Here is a 220-nt window from a genome sequence, read left to right on the forward strand (position 1 = left end):
TATGCGTACCCCTCGTACCAGCATCATCATGCCGGTCTACAACACCGCCAACACCGTCATCAACGCCATACAATCCGTCCGAAACCAAACAGACCCCAACTTTGAGCTCCTCATCATGATCGACGGATCCCCCGATGACTCCGCCGACATCATCACCGCATACCACCAGAAAAACCCCGACACCCGCATCCACATCTTCAACAACCCCGAAAACAAAGGC

At 54.1% G+C, this 220-nt stretch carries 1 protein-coding gene; it reads left to right on the top strand.

Annotated features, from left to right (window positions below):
* Window position 1: 1 nt before the first annotated feature.
* On the top strand, window positions 2-220 hold a 219-nt coding region (locus HMPREF2554_RS11130; protein ID WP_141744354.1), incomplete at its 3' end, for a glycosyltransferase family 2 protein.

Origin of the sequence: Rothia sp. HMSC071F11 (assembly GCF_001809115.1) — a bacterium.
GTDB lineage: Bacteria > Actinomycetota > Actinomycetes > Actinomycetales > Micrococcaceae > Rothia > Rothia dentocariosa.